Raw genomic sequence first — 15,689 nt, 5'->3', positions numbered from 1 at the left:
GCGGCGGGCGTCCGTCGTATCGTGGCCCGCATGGTTCTGACGCCGCTGCCCGACTCCCGTACCGAGGACGACGGATCGGCCGTCGTCCGCGTCCTCTGCTACAACGTCCGCTCCCTGCGCGACGACCCCGCCGCACTGGCCCGGGTCATCCGTGCCTGCGCCCCCGACCTGGTCTTCGTCCAGGAGGCGCCGCGGTTCTTCCGCTGGCGCAAGGCCGCCGCCCGTCTCGCCGCCGCGACCGACCTGGTCATCCTCTCCGGCGGCGCCACCGCGGCCGGCCCTCTGCTGCTCTGCTCCCTGCGCGCCACCGTGGAGCGCACCGAGGACGTGCTGCTGCCGCGCACCCCCGGTCTGCACCGCAGGGGCTTCGCCACCGCGGTGGTCCGGATCGCCGGCACCCGGCTCGGTGTCGTCAGCTGCCACCTGAGCCTGCGGCCGGACGAACGCCTCACCCAGGCCGAAGCGCTGCTGGAGCGGGTGGAGGGGTTGGGGGTGGAGCACGCGGTGGTCGGCGGCGACCTCAACGACGTACCGGACGGCGGGGCCTTCCGGCTGCTCGCCGGGCGGCTGCGGGACGGCTGGGCGGCCCGGCCGTGGGGAGGGGAACACACCTACCCGTCCGACGGACCGGTCCGCCGTATCGACGCCGTACTCGCCACCGACGGCATCGAGATCCTCGGCTGCGGGGTCCCGGCCGGGCTGCCCGGCGTCGACGACGCCGATCTGCGGGCGGCCACGGACCATCTGCCGGTCCTGGCCGCCCTCCGGGTGCCCGCGCGCCGCGGCGGCTCCACGGCCTGACCGGCCTGACCGGCCTGACCGGCCCTGGAGCCGTGGCCGTCCGACAGGTCCTCAGACGACGGCGCCGTGCCCCGGGTCGCCCAGGTCCTCGTCGTCGTCGTGGGGCATCCGGGCCACCAGCGTCGCGCAGCCGCCGAGGAACCCGCCGATGCACACGGTCGTCAGCCACCAGGTCATCTCCCAGCCCAGCAGCACCGCGAGCAGCATCAGCACCGGCGAGCCCACGACCCCGAGCCAGGCGAACTTCGACGTGGCGTCGGCCTCCGGGAGCGGCGGCGGCTCGGGCGGCACGAAATGCCCCTCGGAGTCGGTGCCGTCACCGTCCCCGTCGGCGTCCCCGTCCGGCAGCACATGGTCGCGCGGACCGCCGACACCGGGGGCGAAGACCACCGAACTGCCCAGCCCGCTCTTGCCGTTGCCCTTGTCCGCCGGGCGCTCGGGACGGTCCTCGTCGGTCAGCCGGTTGATCTGGTCCTCGTCCGGCAGCACGAGGTCCCGCACCGGCTTGAAGGGCTTTGCGCCCGGCGGGTCCGGCGGCTCCTCGCCGTACCCCGCGACGATCGCCGCCCACGCGGCGTCCTCGTCCAGCGGGCGCACCTCGTCCGGGCCTCCGGCCGGCAGTGCCGCCTCGTCGGTGTTCCCTGCGGGAATCTCCGGAGCGGCGGTCTGCCCCTCCGCCTGCGGCGGTTCGCGCTCCTCGTCACTGCCCGCGCGATCCGCGTCCTGCTCAGCCACCGGACGTACTCCCCTTCTCCGTGACGCCGGATGCGAGACGGGCGAGGAACCGGTGGCTCTCGTCGAAGATCCGCTCCGCGTCATGGTCCAACGTCGCGACGTGGTAACTCTGTTCCAGCAGCACCTCCTCGACGTCCCGCGAGGACACCCTGCTGAGGACGCGGGCGGTGTCGGCGGGCGGCACCACATGGTCCTGCGAGCTGTGCAGCAGCAGCAACGGCTGCGTCACCTGCGGAAGTTCGACGTCGACGATCCGCAGGAACCGGCGCAGCGAGTGGGCGGAGTGCAGCGGGACCCGGTCGTAACCCACCTCGCGCCCGCCCTCCAGCGCGATGTCCCCGGCCAGGCCCTTCGTCGTACGGACGAGGTGGCGGGCGACCGGCAGGGCGTACGCGGACAGGCCGTGCACCTTGTTCGCCGGGTTGACCAGCACCAGACCGGCGACCGCGTCGCCGTGCCGCGCGGCCAGCCGCAGCGCCAGCGCCCCGCCCATGGAGAGGCCGAAGACGAAGACTCGCCCGCACCTCTCGCGCAGCACCCGCAACTCCCGGTCCACCTCGGCGTACCAGTCCTGCCAGCCGGTGACCGCCATGTCCTCCCAGCGGGTTCCGTGTCCCGGCAGCAGCGGCAGCGACACGGTGTACCCGCGCTCGGCGAGGTAGTCGGCCCACGGACGCAGCGACTGGGGCGATCCGGTGAAGCCATGACAGAGAAGGACGCCGACCTCTCCGCCCTCGTGGCGGAACGGCTCGGCTCCAGGGAGGACCGGCACCGGTGACTCCTGTTCGTGAGGCTGGGCTCGGGCGGGGGAGTGCGTGGGGGCTTGCGAGGGGGCGTACGGGGCACCCGCGAGGAGAATGACTTCACCGTACGCGACCGGGCCGACACCGACCAGGGCCGTCGCGCCACCGGCACCGGGCAGCGCCCGCACCGTGCGGGAACCGCGGCCCGCGCGCGGGTAAGGTCGGTGACACAGGACACAGGAGGCACCCGAGTTGATCTACGGCGCGATGCACTTCTCCCTCGGGGGATCCCTGAAGCTCGCCTTCAGGCCGTGGGTCGAGGGCCTGGAGAACATCCCCCTCACCGGTCCGGCGATCCTCGCGAGCAACCATCTGTCCTTCTCCGACTCCTTCTTCCTGCCGGCCGTGCTCGACCGCAAGGTCACCTTCATCGCCAAGTCCGAGTACTTCACCGCGCCCGGCGTGAAGGGCAAGCTCACCGCCGCCTTCTTCAAGGGCGTGGGTCAGCTGCCCGTCGACCGGTCCGGGGCCAGGGGCGCCGGCGAGGCCGCGATCCGCGCGGGCATCAAGGTGGTCGAGGACGGCGGGCTCTTCGGCATCTACCCCGAGGGCACCCGCTCGCCGGACGGCCGCCTCTACCGCGGCAAACCCGGCGGCCTCGCCCGGGTGGCACTGGCCACCGGCGCGCCCGTCGTCCCGGTCGCGATGATCGACACGGAGAAGATCCAGCCGCCCGGCCAGGTGATCCCCAAACTGCTCCGCCCCGGCATCCGGATCGGCGAGCCGCTGGACTTCTCGCGCTACCAGGGCATGCAGGGCGACCGGTTCATCCTGCGTTCGCTGACGGACGAGGTCATGTACGAGATCATGAGGCTCTCCGGCCAGGAGTACGTGGACGTCTACGCGACGGCCGCCAAACGCCGGATCGCCGACGAGGCCAAGGCGGCCGCCCAGGAACAGAAGCAGGCCGCGCTGGAGCAGAAGCAGGCGGCGCGGGACGAGAAGCAGCGTTCGACGACACGGCCGCCCGCGCGGTGAGGACGGGCGCCAACGGCGAGCGGCGCGGCGCCCGTCGGCCCGAGGGCGTGTCGTCACGGAGCCGTCGTCCGGCCGGAGACCGGCGGACGGCACCGTGACGAACACGCCCCAGTACGACAGATGTCCGCCGCGGCGGGGGAGAGCACGGTCCGGCCGACGGCACGGACCACGGGGGTGGGGGAGATGGCCGCACGCGAGCGGGTCGTACGGATGTCGGTCGAGCAGCCGATGTGGCGCGCGCTCACCGGGTACCGGGTACTGACGACGGTCTACGCCCTGACGCTCGCCGTCATAGGGCGGGCGGATTTTGAACGGCCCGCGGTGGCCTTCGGGTTCCTCGCCGTGATGGCGGTCTGGACGCTGCTCACCCTGCCCCGGGTCGCCAACGCGGCGAGCTGCGCACGGCCGTTCCTCGGCGCGGACCTGGTGGTGGCGCTCGTCGGTATCCTGCTCACCCCGGTCGCCGATCTCGACGCCCGGCACGTCGACGGCTCGACCCTGCCCTCGATCTGGACCGCCGGAGCGGTGCTGGCCTTCGCGCTGAAGGGCGGCTGGCGGTGGGCAGCCTTCGCGTCCACGCTCGTAGCGGTCGCCAACATCGTCGAGCGCGGCGAGCCCAGCCGGGACACCTTCCACAACGTCCTGCTGGTCTGGGTCGCCTCGATAGCGATCGGCTACGTCGTCGAGGTCGCCCGCGCCAGTGAGCGCACCCTCGCCCGCGCCCTCGAGATCGAGGCCGCGACCCGTGAGCGGGAGCGCCTCGCCCGCGACATCCACGACAGCGTCCTTCAGGTACTCGCCATGGTCCAGCGCCGGGGCAACGCGCTGGGCGGCGAGGCCGCCGAACTGGGCAGGATGGCCGGGGAGCAGGAGATTGCCCTGCGCACCCTCGTCTCCAGCGGCCTGCTGCCCGCGAGCCGGGTCTCCGAGGACGCCTCGCGGGGCGCCGTCGTCCGAGCGGTCGCCCCGCGGGAGCCGTCCGCGGACGCTCCCGACATCGATCTGCGGACCCTGCTCGCCCCGCACGCCGGCTCCCGGACCAGCTTCGCGGAGCCCGGCGCCCCGGTCCTGATGCCGCCCGCCGCGGCGCGGGAGCTGGCCGCAGCCGTCGGTGCCGCCCTGGACAACGTGCGCGCGCACGCCGGGGAGGGCGCGCAGGCGTGGATCCTGGTCGAGGACGAACCCGGCGAGGTGGTCGTCACGGTCCGGGACGACGGGCCGGGCATCGCGGAAGGACGGCTGGCCCAGGCCGAGGGCGAGGGCCGGCTCGGCGTGGCCCTCTCCATCCGCGGGCGGCTGCGCGACCTGGGCGGCACGGCCGAGGTGATCTCGGTGCCGGGCCAGGGCACCGAGGTCGAGTTGAAGGTTCCGAAGGTCCCACGGGGGAAGGCAGGATCGATCCGATGAGTACACCCACGACACCCACCACGTCCACGACACCCACCACGTCCACGACGCCCGGTACGCCCACAGCGCCCGGGCCCCGGCAGACGCGCGCCGACGGCACGGTCGTCAGGGTCATGGTGGTGGACGACCACCCGATGTGGCGCGACGCCGTCGCCCGCGACCTCGCCGAGGCCGGCTTCGACGTGGTCGCGACCGCGGGCGACGGCCCGCAGGCCGTCCGGCGGGCCCAGGCGGTCCGGCCCGACGTCCTCGTACTGGACCTGAACCTGCCGGGCCTGCCCGGTGTCCAGGTCTGCAAGGAACTCGTGGCGCACCACCCGGGGCTGCGGGTGCTGGTGCTCTCCGCCAGCGGGGAGCACGCCGACGTGCTGGAGGCGGTGAAGTCCGGGGCCACCGGCTATCTGCTCAAGTCCGCCAGCACCCAGGAGCTGATCGAGGCGGTCCGCTCCACCGCGGTCGGCGACCCCGTCTTCACCCCGGGGCTGGCCGGGCTGGTCCTCGGTGAGTACCGCAGGCTCGCCTCCGACCCCGCCCCCTCGGCCCCCGACGATCCGAAGGCGCCGCGCCTGACCGACCGGGAGACCGAGGTGCTGCGGCTGGTCGCCAAGGGACTGTCGTACAAGCAGATCGCCGAGCGCCTGGTGATCTCGCACCGCACGGTCCAGAACCATGTCCAGAACACCCTCGGCAAGCTCCAGCTGCACAACCGGGTGGAGCTCGTCAGATACGCCATCGAGCGCGGCCTCGACGACGTCTGAGCGGTGTCCGGCGGGCGGGCCGGGGCGGGTTTCCGCCCCGGCCGGCGCCGAGCGGCGCGCCCGGGGCCCCGGCCGTATATTCGCGGTGACCGGGTCATGTGCCGTACCGCAGCCCCTACGGGAGACGTCGTGGAAATCCTGGCATTCGGTGTGCAGGCCGACGAGAAGCCCCTGATCGAGAAGGCGTTCGCCGGGCAGCACGAGGTCCGCTGCCTGGAGGTGTTCCTCACCCCGGACACGGCGGCCATCGCCGCGGGGTACGAGGTCATCTCCACCAGCGTCAACGCGGACCTCGGCCCGCGGGTCCTCGAAACCCTGGCGGCCGGCGGCACCCGGATGATCGCGCAGCGCTCCACCGGCTTCAACAACATCGATCTGGACGTCGCCGGACGCCTCGGCCTGCGCGTCGCCCGGGTTTCCTTCTACTCGCCCTACTCCGTCGCCGAGTTCGCCTGGACCCTGGCGATGGCCGTGAACCGCAAGGTCATCCGCGCGGCGACCCGGACCCGCGACTTCGACTTCCGGCTCGCCGGACTCCTCGGCCGCGACATGCACGGCCGCACCGCGGGCGTGATCGGCACCGGCAAGATCGGCGAGGCGTTCACCCGGATCGCCCACGGTTTCGGCATGAACCTGCTCGGCTGGGACGTCGCCGAGAACCCCGCCTGCGTGGAACTGGGCATGCGGTACGTGGAGAAGGACCAGCTCTTCGCCGAGGCCGACCTCATCAGCCTGCACGTCCCCCTGCTGCCCGCCACCCACCACCTCATCGACCAGCGGGCCATGAAGCTGATGAAGCACGACGCGATCCTCGTCAACTCCAGCCGCGGCGGCCTCGTCGACACCGGCGCGCTCGTCACCGAACTCCGCTCGGGCCACTTCCTGGGCGTCGGACTCGACGTGTACGAGGAGGAGGCCGGCCTCTTCTTCCTCGACAAGTCGCTGGAGGGCATCGACGACGACACCCTCGCCCGGCTGCTGACCTTCCCGAACGTCCTGGTCACCTCCCACCAGGCGTACTACACCGAGGACGCGGTCGGCCAGATCATCGACGCCACCGCCGCCAACGTGGACGACTACCTCTCCGGGCGCCACAGCGACAACGTCCTGGTGCCGGCGCGGGAGAAGTGAGCGCGGCACGGGAGCCGGCGCCCGGACGGGGCACCGGCTCCCCGGCGCTCAGCCGCGTACCGGCAGACCCGCCAGCAGCTCGGTGACGATCGCCGAGCCCCGCAGCGTCAGCACCGACTCCGGGTGGAACTGCACCGAGGCGAAGCCCTCGCCGCGCAGCGCGTACAGCTCACCGGTCGCCCCGTCCCGGCTCACCTCGATGCCGTGCGCGCCCAGCTCGGCCGCGGCCGCGTCGTCGCACCGCGCCGCGAAGCTGTTGTAGAACCCCACGGTCTCCGGCCGGCCGAACAGTTCGATCCGCGTCTGCGCCCCCTGGTGCGGCACTGCCTTGCGCACCACCTCCAGGCCCAGCTCCGCAGCGATCAGTTCATGGCCCAGGCACACGCCCAGCAGCCCGTCCCGGTGGTCGCGCACCAGCTCCGCCGCGACCGAGCGCAGCAGCCGCATCTTCGGGTCGGACGGGTCGCCCGGGTTGCCGGGCCCGGGGCCCAGCACCACCGGACCCCGGTGCGCCCGGACGGTCTCCCGCAGCCCGGGTGCGTCGAACCGCAGGACCGACACGTCGAGCCCCGAGGCGCGCAGCAGATGCGCCAGCATCGAGGTGAAGGTGTCCTCGCCGTCCACCACCAGCGCGTGGCCCGACACCGTGGGGGTCCGCTCCTGCATCCGCAGCCAGAACGGCGCCAGCCCGCCCCGCCGGTCGTCCAGCGCCGACCGCACCCGGGGGTCGTCGGCCAGCCGCCGCCCGGTCCGCTCCTCGGCCCTCCGGCCCGGCCGTGCCCCGAGCGCCGCCAGCACCCCGGCCGCCTTGGCGTGGGTCTCGGCGACCTCGCCGTCCGGGTCCGAGTGGCGTACCAGGGTGGCGCCCACCGCCACCGCGAGCCCGCCGTCGGCCGAGATGTCCGCGGTACGGATCAGGATCGGCGAATCGAGCGTCTGGGCCCCGCTCGCGTCCCGGCGCAGCAGCGCCAGCGCACCGCTGTAGTAGCCGCGCCCGGTGGGCTCGTACCGCTGGATCACGCGGCAGGCGTTCTGCACCGGGGAGCCGGTGACGGTCGCCGCGAACATGGTCTCCTTCAGCACCTCGCGCACGTCCAGCGTCGACTTCCCGCGCAGCTCGTACTCGGTGTGCGCGAGGTGGGCCATCTCCTTCAGCCGGGGGCCCACCACCACCCCGCCCATGTCGCCGACGGTGCACATCATCTTCAGCTCCTCGTCGACCACCATGGAGAGCTCCTCGGTCTCCTTGCGGTCGCCGAGGAAGTCCAGCAGGCTCTCGACGGTCGGCCCCTGCGCCGGATAGCGGTACGTCCCGCTGATGGGGTTCATCACCACCGTGCCGCCGGACATCCGGACGTGGACCTCGGGACTCGCGCCGACCAGGGTCCGCCCCTCGGGGCCCCCGGTGTGCACCACGAACGTCCAGTACGCCCCGCGCTCGCCCTCCAGCAGTCTGCGGAACAGTGCCAGCGCGTCCGCCCGCCCGTAGCCGGGGATCTCGCCCCGGAAGGTGCGCCGGATCACGAAGTTCGCGCCCGCGCCCTGCCCGATCTCGTCCTCGATCACCCGGCGGACGATCCCCGCGTACTCCTCGTCCGGCACGTCGAAGGCGCCGCCGGTCACCCGTACCTCGTGCGGGGGCAGCGCCGCGAGCACCTCGGCCAGCGGCAGCGCGTACGACTCGTCGGCGACCAGCACCGCGAGCGGAGTCCCGTCGTCCCGCACGTCGAAGCCGCGCTCGGCGATCTGCCGGTAGGGCACCAGGGCCAGCGAGGGCAGCTCGCCCACGGGCAGGTCGGCGAGGCGCGCCACCTCGCGGACCTCGCCGGTCAGCACCTCGACGGTGTCGTGGTCGTGGCCGGGCGTGCGGCGGCGCAGCAGGGCGAAGGGCGGGGCGTCGTCCCGGAGGAGGCGGTGGACGAGAGAGGCGGCGCGGTGCGGCATGAGGAGTTCCTTCCAAGGGGTTTCCCACGGGGAGGAACGGCTCCGCGAACACGGAAAAGGCCGCCCCTCGGGGCGGCCTTCGCGAAATGTTCAGCGCGAACTGTCGGCGGGCCGCCTGAGAGCGGGCCACCACCAGTTCTGGGTCGTGTGCGTGAACATGGGGCGATCCTAGCGCTACCGCGGGCCGTGGGGGCAAGTGCCGCGACGCCCGCCATGCGAGCGAGCGTCTCAACTATTGAGCGACCGGATGGACGCGCCCCGTGACAACGTAGGCTGGTCGCCGTGACCGTGAACGCCAATACCTCCGTCGCCGGTGGCAACACCTGGCGAGACCTTCCCGCGGCGCAGCAGCCCGAGTACCCCGACTCCGAGGCGCTGCGCGATGTACTCGCGGACCTCGCGTCGTATCCGCCGCTCGTCTTCGCGGGCGAGTGCGACCAGCTGCGCGCCCGCATGGGAGCCGTCGCCAAGGGCGAGGCGTTCCTGCTGCAGGGCGGCGACTGCGCCGAGGCCTTCGATGCCGTGTCCGCCGACCACATCCGGGCCAAGCTGAAGACCCTGCTCCAGATGAGCGCCGTCCTGACCTACGCGGCGGCCGTCCCGGTCGTCAAGGTGGGCCGGATCGCCGGGCAGTACTCCAAGCCGCGCTCCAAGCCGACCGAGACCCGCGACGGCGTCACGCTGCCGACCTACCGCGGCGACTCGGTCAACGGCTTCGAGTTCACCGAGGCCGCCCGCATCCCGGACCCCCAGCGCCTGAAGCAGATGTACCACGCGTCCGCTTCGACGCTGAACCTCGTCCGGGCCTTCACCACCGGCGGCTACGCCGACCTGCGCCAGGTGCACGCCTGGAACCAGGACTTCGTGCGGTCCTCGCCCTCCGGACAGCGCTACGAGGCGCTGGCCCGCGAGATCGACAACGCCATGAACTTCATGAAGGCATGCGGCACCGACCCGGCCGAGTTCAAGGCGGTCGAGTTCTACTCCTCGCACGAGGCCCTGCTGCTGGACTACGAGACGGCGCTGACCCGCACCGACTCGCGCACCGGCGAGCTCTACAACACCTCCGGCCACATGGTCTGGGTCGGTGAGCGCACCCGCCAGATGGACGGCGCGCACATCGAGTTCGCCTCGAAGATCCGCAACCCGATCGGCATCAAGCTCGGTCCGACGACCTCCGTCGACGAGGCGCTCGGCTACATCGACCGCCTGGACCCCGAGCGCGAGCCCGGCCGGCTGACCTTCGTCGTCCGCATGGGCGCCGACAAGGTCCGCGACAAGCTGCCCGAGCTGGTCGAGAAGGTCACCGCCTCCGGCGCGGTCGTCGCCTGGGTCACCGACCCGATGCACGGCAACACCTACGAAGCCGCCTCCGGCCACAAGACGCGCCGCTTCGACGACGTCCTGGACGAGGTCAAGGGCTTCTTCGAGGTACACAAGGGCCTGGGCACCCACCCGGGCGGCATCCACGTCGAGCTCACCGGTGACGATGTCACCGAGTGCGTCGGCGGCGGCCACGAGATCCTCGTGGACGACCTGCACCAGCGCTACGAGACGGCCTGCGACCCGCGGCTCAACCGCAGCCAGTCGCTCGACCTGGCCTTCCTCGTCGCGGAGATGTACCGCGACCAGTAAGTCCGCGGGGACGTGAGACGCGACGGTGGGGCATGGATCCGATGTGATCCGTGCCCCACTGGGCGTTCCGGGGCTTTTGCCCACCGGCTCCCATGGGTAAGGTTAGGGTTGCCTCACCGAGTCGGGAGGTGGACCCGCACGCTCCCCGGGAGGTGAACCGCATGTACGTCTGCTCCTGTTTCGGCGTCACCGAACAGCAGGTGAAGCAGCATGCGGCGGACGGGGCCCGCACCCCCCGGCAGATCGCCTCCGCCTGCAAGGCCGGCACCGACTGTGGCGGCTGTGTCCGCCGCATCCAGGCGCTGCTCGGCCGGGGCGAGTGCCCGCGCCGCGAGCTGCTGGAGCGCCGCGCCGACCCGCTCACCCCTTCCGCGGACCTGCCGGACGCCGTGGAGTCGCCGGTCGTCGCGTTCCCGGAAGCGTTCCCCGAAGCCGCCTGACCGGAACGTCCGACCGAAGCGTCCGACCGAAGCCGTACGCCTGCGCGCGACCGGTGCGCGTCAGCCCTCCGGCTGCTCGATCTGCTGGGCGATGTAGAGCGGCTCCCCGAGCTTCGCCACCAGCTCCAGCTGCGTGTCCAGGTAGTCGATGTGGTGCTCCTCGTCCTCCAGGATCGACTCGAAGATGTTGGCCGAGGTGATGTCGCCCTTGGTCCGCATGACCTCGATGCCGCGCTTGAGACGGTCGATCGCCTCCACCTCCACCTGGCGGTCCGCCTGGAACATCTCCGTCACCGTCTGGCCGACACGCACGTGGAAGAGGCGCTGGTAGTTCGGGAGGCCGTCGAGGAAGAGGATCCGGTCGGTCAGGATCTCGGCGTGCTTCATCTCGTCGAACGACTCGGCCCGGGTGTACTTGGCGAGCTTCGTCCAGCCGAAGTTGTCCTGCATCTTCGCGTGCAGGAAGTACTGGTTGATGGCAGTCAGTTCGGCCGTCAGCTGTTCGTTCAGGAACTCGATGACCTCGGGGTCGCCCTGCATCGCAGAGGCTCCTTCCAACCGGTGTACCGGACAGTTGCGCAGATCCTCGCACCGCACCCTCCGGCCGTCCAGTAAGTGCATACTTAGTGCGAGTTGCCCCATTCGCTTCGTCCCTGGTCATCACCACCCCTGCCTGTCTGTCACCATGGAGGCATGGGTCAGCCGGAAAGCGAGGGGTACCGCACAGCGGGTCGGTCCGAGCTTCCGCCGGGCCAGCGACTGCAGCGCGGATGGCCGGTGACCCACTACGGCCCGGTTCCCAAGTTCCGGCCGGAACGCTGGGAATTCCGGGTCTTCGGAGCCACCGCCGACGGCGGGAAGCACTGCTGGAACCACGAGCAGTTCTCGGAGCTCCCGTTCTCCTCCGTCGTCGCCGATCTGCACTGCGTGACCAAGTTCAGCATGCTCGGCTCCGAGTGGGGCGGTGTGCCCGCCTCGGTGATCCTCTCCCTCGCCCCGCCCGCGGACGACGTCACCCATGCGATGGTGTGGGCCGAATACGGCTTCTCCTCGAACCTCCGGCTCGCCGACTTCGCCTCGGACCGCACCCTCTTCGCCACCCACAAGGACGGCGAACTCCTCACCGCCGAGCACGGCTTCCCGCTGCGCCTGGTCGTCCCGCACCTGTACGCCTGGAAGGGCCCGAAATGGGTCCGCGGCATCGAGTACATGACGGCCGACCGCCGAGGTTTCTGGGAGGAGCGCGGCTACCACAACATCGGCGACCCGTGGAGCGAGCAGCGCTACTCCTACCAGGAGAAGCCCGGGGACGGCCCCGAGCTCTGAACTCCGGCCCCGATCGGGTTCAGGACGTCGCGGCGGAGTCCCGCAGCTCCTTCAGCCGGGCCACGTCCGCCGCGTGCCCCTCTTTCCCGCCCGGCGTCTCGATGACCAGCGGCACCCCGGACGTCGCCGGGTGCGCGAACAGCTCCCGGAACGGCTCCGCGCCGATGTGGCCCGAGCCGATGTTCTCGTGCCGGTCCTTGTGGGCGCCGACCACGTCCTTGGAGTCATTGGCGTGGATCAGCTTCAGCCGCCCCTCGCCGACCGTCTCCACCAGCAGGTCCAGGGTCCGGCTCATCCCGGAGGGACCCGCGAGGTCGTGGCCCGCCGCGTAGATGTGGCAGGTGTCCAGGCAGACGCCCAGCTTGGGGTGGGAGTCCAGTGCCTCGAAGTACGGCCCGAAGTCCCAGGTCCGCGAGCAGAGCGAGAACCCCTGGCCGGCGGTCGACTCCAGCAGGAGATCGGGGTCGTCGTCGTGGGTCAGCTCGTCCAGCAGCGGGAGCATGTGGTCCCGCACCTGCGCCAGCGCCTCCTCCCGGGGCCGGCCGCCGGTCGCCGAACCCGTGTGGACGACGACGCCCAGCGCGCCGATCTCGCGCGCGCGGCGCAGCGAGTGCCGCAGGGACTCCACGGACTTCTCCACGGTCGCCTCGGTGTGCGAGCCGAAGTTGATCAGGTACGGGGCGTGCACGTAGACCGGCATGTCCCGGGCCTCGCACTCCTTGCGGAACAGCTCGTCCTGCTCGGGCTTGCCCGCCGGGGTGGCCCAGCCGCGCGGGTTCGCCACGAAGACCTGGACGGTCTCGGCCGCCAGTTCGTCGGCGTAACCGATCCCGGTCCTCACCAGCCCGCCGGCCACCGGGACGTGTCCGCCCACCGGGTTGCGCATGCTCACAGTCCCTTGGTCCTGATGGTGATGGCCGATCCCTCGGCGGCCCGGCCGCCGCCGTCCACGGACTGGCTGCCGACCGTGTCGCTGAAGGAGAGGAACGGCCGGTCGACCTTGACCTCGAAGCCGGCGTCCTCCAGGATCTCCCGCGCCTCGTCCACGTCCTTGCCGGTGACGTCCGGCACCTCGATCATCCGGGGACCCTTGGACACGGTGAGCTGGACGGTGTCGCCCTCGGCCGCCTCGGCGCCCGGGTCCGGAGTCTGCTCGGCGACGTCTCCGGCCACCTCGGGGGAGTTGATCCTGCCGGGCTTCACCTCGGCCTTCAGCCCCTCCTCCTCCAAGGCCGCCGTGGCGTCCTCGACGGAGAGCCCGGAGACGTCCGGTACGTCGACGGGGGAGCCCTTGCTCACGACCAGCGCCACCGCGGAGTCCGGGTGGCGCCCGGTGCCCGCCTCGGGGTCCGTACGGACCACCTCGCCGCGCCCGATGTCGTCGCTGAACTCCCGGGTCACCATGCCGGGCGCCAGACCGGCCTCCTTCAGCGTCCGGCGCGCGTCGGACAGGGAGGTCCCCGCCACGTCCGGGACCTCCACGATCTCCGGGCCCCGCGAGACGACCAGCTTCACCGACTCGTTGCCCCGGACCCGTTCGCCGGGCGCGGGATCGCTGCTGATCACCGAGCCCCGGTCGACCGTGTCGCTGTACGCCTGGGCCACCGACTTCACGTCGAGCCCGGCCTCGTCGAGCCGCTTCTCGGCGGTCTGCCGGGGCTGGCCGAGGAGCGAGGGTACCTGGGTGAACTGGCCCGAGTTGATGTACCAGACACCGCTGCCGACCAGCAGCACCAGCACCAGCGCGGCGACCGAGGCGTAGACCCCGCGGCGCGGGCGGCCCTGGCGGTCCGGGCGTCCCGTGCGCACGGGACGCCCGGACCGCCGGAGCCGCCGGGGCGCCTCGGAGGCGCTGACGGCGGCGGGCATCTCCAGCCGGCTCGTCCGGTTCGTGGCACCCGGGTCCCCGGCCGCGGCGCGCGGCAGCACGCTCGTACGGTCTTCCGCGCCTGAGGCGCCCGGGGCGAGCGCCTGCGGCGGTACGGCGTCCAGTTCGGCGTCGCTGAGCAGGGCACGGGCTTCGAGGGTCTCGGAGAGCAGCACCACCGCGTCCTGCGCGCGTGCCCGGGCGTCGCGCGCCGTGGCCCCCGCGACCAGCGCGTCCAGCGCCGGGGAGAGCCCGGGGACGGCGGCGGACGGCGGGGGGACGTCCTGGTTGAGGTGCTGGTAGATGATCTGCGCGGCGTTCTCGCCGGTATGCGGCTTGGCGCCGGTCAGCATCTCGTACATCACCACACCGCAGGCGTACACGTCCGAGCGGGTGTCCGCCGTGCCGTGCTCGATCTGCTCGGGGGCGAGGTAGGAGACCGTGCCCAGCAGGGAGCCGGTGGTGTCGGTGGCGGTGCCGACCGCGCGCACCAGCCCGAAGTCCGCCACCTTCACCCAGCCGTCGTCCCCTATGAGGACGTTCTCCGGCTTCATGTCGCGGTGCACGAACCCGGCCCGGTGGGCGGCGCCGAGCGCGGCCAGCACCGGCTCCAGGATGTCGAGCGCGGCGCGCGGCTGGAGGGCCCCGCGGTCCCGCAGCACCTCGCGGAGCGTGCACCCCGCGACGTACTCCATCGCGAGGTAGACGTACGCACCCTCGGCGCCCTGGTCGAAGACGGAGACCACGTTGGGGTGCGCCAGGCGCGCCACCGACTTCGCCTCGCGGATGAAGCGCTCGACGAACGAGGCGTCGGCCGCGAGCGCGGGGTGCATCACCTTGAGGGCGAGCACCCGGTCGAGCCGGATGTCCACGGCCCGGTAGACCGTGGCCATCCCGCCCACGGCGATGCGCGCGTCGACGCGGTAGCGGCCGTCGAGCAGCCGTCCGAGCAGCGGGTCCTGGAGGGTCGTGTCCACCCGACGAGTCTACGAGCCGCCGCGGACACCCCGGGCGCCCCGGAGCGGGCCCGGGGCCGTATCGCAGCCGAGCCGTGACACGCCGGACCCGTTCAGAACGCCGGGCGCTCCGGGTCCAGGACCGCGCGGCCCTCCACCGGGGAGGAGGCCTCCGCGAAGTGGCGGCGGGGGATGCGGCCCGCCCGGCGGGCGAGACGGCCTCCGTCCACCGCGTGCCGCATCGCCGACGCCATCAGCTCCGGCTCCTGCGCCCGGGTCACCGCCGAGGCGAGCATCACGGCCGCGCACCCCAGCTCCATCGCCAGCGCCGCGTCCGAGGCGGTGCCCGCCCCGGCGTCCAGGATCACCGGCACCCCGGCCCGCTCCACGATCAGCTCGAAGTTGTGCGGGTTGCGGATGCCGAGGCCGGAGCCGATGGGGGAGCCGAGCGGCATGACCGCCGCGCAGCCCACGTCCTCCAGCTTCCGGGCGAGGACCGGGTCGTCGTTGGTGTAGGGCAGCACGGTGAACCCCTCGTCGACCAGGATCTCCGCCGCGTCCAGCAGCTCGACCGGGTCCGGCAGCAGGGTCCGTTCGTCGGCCACCACCTCCAGCTTCACCCAGTCCGTGCCGAGGGCCTCCCGGGCCAGCCGGGCGGTCAGCACCGCCTCGCCCGCGGTGAAGCAGCCCGCGGTGTTGGGCAGCACCCGGATGGAGAGGCGCTCCAGCACGGAGAGGACCGAACCCTGCACGGTCGGGTCCAGGCGCCGCATCGCGACGGTGGTCAGCTCGGTTCCGGAGGCGACGAGCGCCCGCTCCAGCACGTCCAGGCTGGGGGCGCCGCCGGTGCCCATGATCAGGCGGGACGAGAATTCGAGCCCGCCCAGGCGGAAGACGTCGTCGGACAT

15 protein-coding genes are annotated in these 15,689 nt (G+C 72.4%); 8 read left to right on the top strand and 7 right to left on the bottom strand.

Annotation, left to right across the window (positions count from 1 at the left end; all coding sequences use genetic code 11):
* Positions 1 to 30 precede the first annotated feature (30 nt).
* Entirely contained in the window at positions 31 to 801 is a 771-nt protein-coding gene (locus tag OHA55_RS05940; RefSeq protein ID WP_266703445.1) for an endonuclease/exonuclease/phosphatase family protein, read from the top strand.
* Between the two features lie 51 nt (positions 802 to 852).
* Here OHA55_RS05940 and OHA55_RS05935 read toward each other — a convergent pair whose 3' ends face one another.
* Together OHA55_RS05935 and OHA55_RS05930 are read right to left on the bottom strand one after the other, a co-directional pair.
* Positions 853 to 1,536 carry a hypothetical protein gene (locus OHA55_RS05935; RefSeq protein WP_266703443.1) on the bottom strand — a complete coding sequence of 228 codons (684 nt, stop codon included), beginning with the start codon at positions 1,534 to 1,536 and terminating at the stop codon, positions 853 to 855.
* On the bottom strand, positions 1,529 to 2,308 hold the full coding sequence (locus OHA55_RS05930; RefSeq protein ID WP_266703441.1) for a carboxylesterase: 780 nt from the start codon (positions 2,306 to 2,308) through the stop codon (positions 1,529 to 1,531). The genes OHA55_RS05935 and OHA55_RS05930 overlap by 8 nt, the downstream gene beginning before the upstream one ends.
* Positions 2,309 to 2,531: 223 nt before the next feature.
* Between OHA55_RS05930 and OHA55_RS05925 the strand changes: the two genes are divergently transcribed.
* The 4 genes from OHA55_RS05925 to OHA55_RS05910 all read left to right on the top strand — a co-directional run bounded on the left by OHA55_RS05925 (position 2,532) and on the right by OHA55_RS05910 (position 6,613).
* Positions 2,532 to 3,317, top strand: coding sequence for a 1-acyl-sn-glycerol-3-phosphate acyltransferase (locus tag OHA55_RS05925; RefSeq protein WP_266703439.1), 786 nt, complete (start codon positions 2,532 to 2,534; stop codon positions 3,315 to 3,317).
* Positions 3,318 to 3,500: 183 nt separating this feature from the next.
* Entirely contained in the window at positions 3,501 to 4,724 is a 1,224-nt protein-coding gene (locus OHA55_RS05920; protein WP_266703437.1) for a MacS family sensor histidine kinase, read from the top strand.
* Positions 4,725 to 4,837: 113 nt separating this feature from the next.
* A complete protein-coding gene (locus tag OHA55_RS05915) occupies positions 4,838 to 5,482 on the top strand; it encodes a response regulator transcription factor (RefSeq protein ID WP_266710437.1) in 645 nt (214 codons plus the stop codon).
* A gap of 129 nt (positions 5,483 to 5,611) precedes the next feature.
* Positions 5,612 to 6,613, top strand: a complete 1,002-nt coding sequence (locus tag OHA55_RS05910) for a 2-hydroxyacid dehydrogenase (protein ID WP_266703435.1) — start codon at positions 5,612 to 5,614, stop codon at positions 6,611 to 6,613.
* Positions 6,614 to 6,661: 48 nt separating this feature from the next.
* Here the strand turns inward: OHA55_RS05910 and OHA55_RS05905 are convergent, their stop codons facing one another.
* Entirely contained in the window at positions 6,662 to 8,557 is a 1,896-nt protein-coding gene (locus tag OHA55_RS05905) for an anthranilate synthase family protein (protein WP_266703433.1), read from the bottom strand.
* A 288-nt stretch (positions 8,558 to 8,845) separates the two neighbouring features.
* On the opposite strand from OHA55_RS05905, the gene OHA55_RS05900 reads away from it, so the two are divergent.
* Positions 8,846 to 10,192 (top strand): class II 3-deoxy-7-phosphoheptulonate synthase, encoded by a 1,347-nt coding sequence (locus tag OHA55_RS05900; protein WP_266710436.1) that lies wholly within the window; start codon positions 8,846 to 8,848, stop codon positions 10,190 to 10,192.
* A gap of 161 nt (positions 10,193 to 10,353) precedes the next feature.
* Complete coding sequence (locus tag OHA55_RS05895; RefSeq protein ID WP_266703431.1) at positions 10,354 to 10,632, top strand: bacterioferritin-associated ferredoxin; 279 nt, start codon at positions 10,354 to 10,356, stop codon at positions 10,630 to 10,632.
* Between the two features lie 60 nt (positions 10,633 to 10,692).
* On the opposite strand, the gene bfr is transcribed toward OHA55_RS05895, so the two are convergent.
* A complete protein-coding gene (bfr, locus tag OHA55_RS05890) occupies positions 10,693 to 11,172 on the bottom strand; it encodes a bacterioferritin (RefSeq protein WP_266703429.1) in 480 nt (159 codons plus the stop codon).
* Between the two features lie 153 nt (positions 11,173 to 11,325).
* Here bfr and OHA55_RS05885 point away from each other — a divergent pair, with 153 nt between their 5' ends.
* On the top strand, positions 11,326 to 11,958 hold the full coding sequence (locus tag OHA55_RS05885; RefSeq protein ID WP_266703427.1) for a sulfite oxidase-like oxidoreductase: 633 nt from the start codon (positions 11,326 to 11,328) through the stop codon (positions 11,956 to 11,958).
* 19 nt (positions 11,959 to 11,977) lie between these two features.
* On the opposite strand, the gene OHA55_RS05880 is transcribed toward OHA55_RS05885, so the two are convergent.
* The 3 genes from OHA55_RS05880 to OHA55_RS05870 all read right to left on the bottom strand — a co-directional run bounded on the left by OHA55_RS05880 (position 11,978) and on the right by OHA55_RS05870 (position 15,689).
* Positions 11,978 to 12,844, bottom strand: a complete 867-nt coding sequence (locus tag OHA55_RS05880; protein ID WP_266703425.1) for a deoxyribonuclease IV — start codon at positions 12,842 to 12,844, stop codon at positions 11,978 to 11,980.
* 2 nt (positions 12,845 to 12,846) lie between these two features.
* A complete protein-coding gene (gene pknB, locus OHA55_RS05875) occupies positions 12,847 to 14,802 on the bottom strand; it encodes a Stk1 family PASTA domain-containing Ser/Thr kinase (protein WP_266703423.1) in 1,956 nt (651 codons plus the stop codon).
* 92 nt (positions 14,803 to 14,894) lie between these two features.
* Complete coding sequence (locus OHA55_RS05870; RefSeq protein ID WP_266703421.1) at positions 14,895 to 15,689, bottom strand: thiazole synthase; 795 nt, start codon at positions 15,687 to 15,689, stop codon at positions 14,895 to 14,897.

Origin of the sequence: Streptomyces sp. NBC_00102, assembly GCF_026343115.1 — a bacterium.
Lineage (GTDB): Bacteria > Actinomycetota > Actinomycetes > Streptomycetales > Streptomycetaceae > Streptomyces.
Note: the sequence above shows the minus strand (reverse complement) of the source record. Positions and strands in the feature narration are given on the sequence as shown.

Coding starts and splice junctions, on each gene's coding strand:
- bfr (WP_266703429.1), bottom strand. CDS start 11,172: ATGCAGGGCGACCCCGAGGTCATCGAGTTCCTGAACGAACAGCTGACG.
- OHA55_RS05880 (WP_266703425.1), bottom strand. CDS start 12,844: ATGCGCAACCCGGTGGGCGGACACGTCCCGGTGGCCGGCGGGCTGGTG.
- OHA55_RS05870 (WP_266703421.1), bottom strand. CDS start 15,689: ATGTCCGACGACGTCTTCCGCCTGGGCGGGCTCGAATTCTCGTCCCGC.
- OHA55_RS05895 (WP_266703431.1), top strand. CDS start 10,354: ATGTACGTCTGCTCCTGTTTCGGCGTCACCGAACAGCAGGTGAAGCAG.
- OHA55_RS05940 (WP_266703445.1), top strand. CDS start 31: ATGGTTCTGACGCCGCTGCCCGACTCCCGTACCGAGGACGACGGATCG.
- OHA55_RS05920 (WP_266703437.1), top strand. CDS start 3,501: ATGGCCGCACGCGAGCGGGTCGTACGGATGTCGGTCGAGCAGCCGATG.
- OHA55_RS05915 (WP_266710437.1), top strand. CDS start 4,838: ATGGTGGTGGACGACCACCCGATGTGGCGCGACGCCGTCGCCCGCGAC.
- OHA55_RS05885 (WP_266703427.1), top strand. CDS start 11,326: ATGGGTCAGCCGGAAAGCGAGGGGTACCGCACAGCGGGTCGGTCCGAG.
- OHA55_RS05905 (WP_266703433.1), bottom strand. CDS start 8,557: ATGCCGCACCGCGCCGCCTCTCTCGTCCACCGCCTCCTCCGGGACGAC.